The 4,593-nt window shown below is 67.6% G+C and carries 2 protein-coding genes and 4 pseudogenes; 3 read left to right on the forward strand and 3 right to left on the reverse strand.

The genetic code is table 11. The features are described from left to right. A pseudogene (locus ENN83_RS03945) lies at nucleotides 1-215 on the reverse strand (acetyl-CoA carboxylase, biotin carboxyl carrier protein); the annotation flags it as partial. Nucleotides 216-486: 271 nt separating this feature from the next. Between ENN83_RS03945 and ENN83_RS03950 the strand changes: the two are divergent. Together ENN83_RS03950 and preA are read left to right on the forward strand one after the other, a co-directional pair. Then, nucleotides 487-1,848, forward strand: a pseudogene (locus tag ENN83_RS03950) (NAD(P)-dependent oxidoreductase). Between the two features lie 3 nt (nucleotides 1,849-1,851). Next, nucleotides 1,852-3,156, forward strand: coding sequence for an NAD-dependent dihydropyrimidine dehydrogenase subunit PreA (preA, locus tag ENN83_RS03955; RefSeq protein WP_287184305.1), 1,305 nt, complete (start codon nucleotides 1,852-1,854; stop codon nucleotides 3,154-3,156). Between the two features lie 28 nt (nucleotides 3,157-3,184). Here preA and ENN83_RS03960 read toward each other — a convergent pair whose 3' ends face one another. Then, complete coding sequence (locus tag ENN83_RS03960) at nucleotides 3,185-3,517, reverse strand: hypothetical protein (RefSeq protein WP_287184307.1); 333 nt, start codon at nucleotides 3,515-3,517, stop codon at nucleotides 3,185-3,187. Nucleotides 3,518-3,646: 129 nt separating this feature from the next. Next, nucleotides 3,647-4,260, reverse strand: a pseudogene (locus tag ENN83_RS03965) (TetR family transcriptional regulator C-terminal domain-containing protein). Nucleotides 4,261-4,438: 178 nt separating this feature from the next. Between ENN83_RS03965 and ENN83_RS03970 the strand changes: the two are divergent. Then, nucleotides 4,439-4,593 (forward strand): annotated as a pseudogene (locus ENN83_RS03970) (aspartate aminotransferase family protein); the annotation flags it as partial.

Consider the following 4,593-nt stretch of genomic DNA (forward strand, 5'->3'; position numbering starts at 1 on the left):
GCGCTGGCCTGCGTGGCGGGCATGGCAAGGGGCGCGGGCGCGTGCATCACGGGGGCGGCCATCGGCGCGGGCAAGGACCGCGACACCCGCACGTCCAGCGAGTCGTCCTCGCCATATTCGCGCTTCACCTGAAGCTCGGTCAGGTCGTGTTCGCGCAGCAGTTCCGCCAGCGCCTGGATGAAGGCGACGTCCGCCTCGTGGGAAGTCTTGGTCATGCCTGTCCTCGATCGGTCGCGATCCGGCCCGTCGCCGGGCCGCCCGCTTCGTGAATTGGGCCGCTTATACGCGAGGGGCACCCCCATGGAAAGCGGGTGCGGCGGTTTTTGCGATGGGGGCCTGCCGCTGTCTCTGCTCATTCCTTGGGCAGCAGCTTCGGCCGCTCCAGCAAACCGGCCGTCTCCGCCACGTCCTCGGAATTTACCGTTTGATAAAATCCGTTGCTGTGGCAGGCTGCGCCGAAAAGGGAAGGTAGCAGGGAGAGCCGGAATGGCCAATACGCCACTTACCCCGGGGGTCGTTGCGGGGCGCCTCGCGCCCGCGGCCTGTCGCGACAATTTCGCCGACAAGGCGCCGCCCTTCACCGCGCACGAGGCCGCAGTCGCGGCGGAGCGGTGCTATTCTATTTCTGCCATGACGCGCCCTGTGTGACAGCCTGTCCCACCGCCATCGACATCCCGCTGTTCATCCGCGAGATCCAGGCCGGGGCGGCCCGGGGGGCGGCGCGGACGATCTTCGAGCAGAACATTCTGGGCGGCATGTGCGCTCGCGTCTGCCCGACCGAGCAGCTGTGCGAAGAGGCCTGCATGCGCGAGGCGGCCGAGGGCAAGCCGGTCGAGATCGGCCGGCTGCAACGTTTTGCCACGGATATTCTCATGGCGGAGGGCGCACACCCCTTCACACGCGCCGAACCGACTGGCCGGCGCATCGCCGTGGTGGGGGCGGGGCCCGCGGGGCTGGCCTGCGCCCATCGTCTGGCGATGAAGGGGCACGCGGTCGACCTGTTCGACGCGAAACCCAAGGCAGGCGGGCTGAACGGATACGGCATCGCCGCCTGCAAGACGGTGGACGGCTTCGCCCAGGCCGAGGTGGACTGGCTGCTGGGGATCGGCGGCATCACGGTCCACACCGGCAGGGCGCTGGGGCGCGACCTCTCGCTCGACGGGCTGCGGGGGGAGTATGACGCGGTGTTCCTGGCGATCGGGTTGGGCAGCGTCAACGCGCTCCGCGCCGAGGACGAGGAGAAATTCCATGTTCGCGACGCCGTCGACTTCATCGCGGATCTGCGGCTGGCCGACGATCTGTCGACCATCGCCGTGGGCCGCAACGTGGTGGTGATCGGTGATCGGGGGCGGCATGACGGCGGTCGATGCCGCGGTCCGTTCGAAACTGCTGGGCGCGGAGACGGTGACCATCGTCTACCGCCGTGGCCGCGACGCGATGAGCGCCTCGGCCGAGGAACAGAACCTGGCCGCCTCCAAGGGCGTGCGCATCGTCACCGGGGCCGCGCCCCTGCGCATCCTGGGTGAGGGCGCGGTCGAGGCGGTGGAATTCGCCTATACCCGCGAGACCCGCGAGACCGGGGTAGGGCTGGAGATGACCGACGAGACCTTCCGCATCCGGGCAGACCAGGTGTTCAAGGCGATTGGCCAGAGCCTCGAGGGCGCGCCCGAGGGGCTGGCGCTGTCGGGCCGCAAGATCGCCGTGACCGGGCCGGGGCGGACCAGCCTGCAAGGCGTATGGGCAGGCGGTGACTGCGCCGCGGGCGGCGACGACCTGACCGTGACGGCGCTGGCCGAGGGCCGCGACGCCGCCGAGGACATCCATGCAACCCTGATGGCAGAGGGCTGAGCCATGGCCGACCTGAGAAACGATTTCGTGCGGATCAAGTCGCCGAACCCGTTCTGGCTGGCCGTGGCGCCGCCCACGGACAAGGAATACAACGTTGTCCGCGCCTTCAGGGCCGGGTGGGGCGGTGTGGTGTGGAAGACGCTGGGCGAGGACGGCCCGCCGGTGGTCAACGTCAACGGCCCGCGCTATGGCGTGGTTTACGGTGCCGACCGTCGGCTTCTGGGGCTGCACAATATCGAGTTGATCACCGACCGCCCGCTCGAGGTGAACCTGCGCGAGATCAAGCAGGTGAAGCGCGACTGGCCCGACCGCGCGATGGTCGTCAGCCTGATGGTCCCCTGCGAGGAAGAGGCGTGGAAGCGCATCCTTGCGCGGGTCGGGGAAACGGGCGCCGACGGGGTGGAACTGAACTTCGGCTGCCCCCACGGGATGAGCGAGCGCGGCGTGGGCTCAGCCGTGGGGCAGGTGCCCGGATATATCGAGATGGTCACCCGCTGGTGCAAGGCCAACACAAGGATGCCGGTGATCGTGACGCTGACGCCCGACATCACCGACATCCGGCTGGCGTCGCGGGGCGCGCGCAAGGGCGGCGCGGATGCGGTCAGCCAGATCAACACGGTGAATTCCATCACTTCGGTCGATCTGGACCTGATGTGCCCAGAGCCCACCATCGACGGCAAGGGCACCCATGGCGGCTATTGCGGCCCGGCGGTCAAGCCCATCGCGCTGAACATGGTGGCCGAGATCGCCCGCGACCGCGAAACCCGCGGCCTGCCGATTTCCGGCATCGGTGGCGTCACCACCTGGAAGGATGCGGTCGAGTTCATGGCGCTGGGCGCGGGCAACGTTCAGGTCTGCACCGCGGCGATGACCTACGGGTTCCGTATCGTCAAGGAGATGGCCTCGGGGCTGGCGGACTGGATCGATCGCAAGGGTTTCTCAACCCTGTCGGACTTTACCGGGATGGCGGTACAGAACGTAACAGACTGGCAATATCTGAACCTTAATTACGTCACAAAGGCGGTGATCGACCAGGCGGCGTGCATCCAGTGCGGACGGTGCTATGCGGCCTGCGAGGATACCAGCCACCAGGCGATCGGGATGACACCCGAGCGGCGTGTCGTGGTGAAGGACGAGGAATGCATGGCCTGCAACCTGTGCGTCGATGTCTGCCCGGTCGAGGGCTGCATCACCATGCGCCGTCTCGCCCCGGGCGAGATCGACCCGCGCACGGGCAGGACGGTTCCCGCGGAATACGGGAACTGGATGGCGCATCCCAACAATCCGGCTGCGCGCGCCGCGGAATAGGCGCGCGTGCCTGCGGCGGCGGTCCGGCTCAGACCTCGATGTCGAGCTGGCGTTGCGCCGGTTCGGCGGAAGGGGCGCCGCTGCGCCAGAGGGCCGATGCCTCGCTGAGGCGCCGCTCCGCTTCGAGTTGGAGCGGTGTGGTGTCGAAGGTTGGCGGCGGACCCGCCGGGCGGTCCGGGTCGGGTGCGGGGAAGATCGCGCGCGGCGGCTGCTGGCCGCGCTCGCCTGTTTCGCTGCGGGTCTGTCCGGACGCGTTCCCGCCGCCCGTTGCCGCGACGGTTGTCGTCGCCGCGATGGCACTGACGGCGGTCACGCCGCTGTCCTGGATACCGACCGCCGGAATCGGGCCGATGATCTGCATTGGTCCCAAGCTCCTGCTCAGGCCCCCACCCCATGAAAACATGTATTCACCATGCGCGCGCGAGAAGGGTTTGGCGAGAAGATTTGTGGCTCATGGTTAACACCGTCCCTGTGGCGTGCGCGGGTCTGCTCAGGGGGTCAGCAGCCGGGTGAAGAGCGTGACCAGATGGCGTTCGGCCCCATCGAACGGATCGCCGCGATCCGGTCCCAGCACGGCGCGGACCTGCACGTCGAAATCGGCATAATGCTGGGTCAGCGCCCAGATCGAGAAGATCAGGTGCCAAGGGTCGACATCGGCGATCCGCCCTGCGGCGGACCAGCCCGCGATTACCGCCGCCTTTTCGTCCACCAGCGTTTTCAGTTCGCCGTCCAGCGTCGGTCCGATCCGCGGCGCGCCTTGCAGGATCTCGTTGGCAAATAGACCGCTTTCGCACGGAAAATCCCGGCTCATCGCCAGCTTGCAGCGGACATAGCCGAGGATCTCCTCTATGGGTTCGCCCGCGGGGTCGAGCGCGCGAAGCGGGTCGAGCCAGGTTTCCAGAAGTCCGGCCAGAAGCGTCTCGTGGATCGCCTCCTTGAAGGGAAATAGCAGAGCAGGTTGGGCTTCGACAGCCCCGCCTCGGCCGCGATCCGGTCGAGCGTGGCGCCACGAAAACCATGCTGCGAGAATACCGCCAGGGCGGCATCGAGGATCGCACGGCGATTGCGGCGCTGGATGCGGGTGCGGGGGGGATGGGAAGTCATCGAAAAGGGAACTCTGGAAAACTCCCGGGTTTCGTTTACCATGTCCTCCGGCGGACAGTTCCCGACCGCCATGGGGCGGTGCGCTTGACTGCCCCCAAGCCTCTGCCAGCGTGGTCCTGACCGCCCGGTCAAACGTTTTGCCCGCCCGATCCGGACGGCCCGCCTCTTGGAGATCGTCATGGCCCTCGACCGCAAGCCCGGCCCCAACGACCTGTCCGCCTTCTGGATGCCGTTCACCGCGAACCGCCAGTTCAAGAAGTCCCCGCGGATGTTCGTGGGTGCCGAGGGGATGTATTACAAGACGTCCGACGGACGAGAGGTGCTGGACGGCAC

This window comes from Rhodovulum sp., assembly GCF_011048875.1.
Lineage (GTDB): Bacteria > Pseudomonadota > Alphaproteobacteria > Rhodobacterales > Rhodobacteraceae > Rhodovulum > Rhodovulum tesquicola.

Coding starts and splice junctions, on each gene's coding strand:
- ENN83_RS03960 (WP_287184307.1), bottom strand. CDS start 3,517: ATGCAGATCATCGGCCCGATTCCGGCGGTCGGTATCCAGGACAGCGGC.
- preA (WP_287184305.1), top strand. CDS start 1,852: ATGGCCGACCTGAGAAACGATTTCGTGCGGATCAAGTCGCCGAACCCG.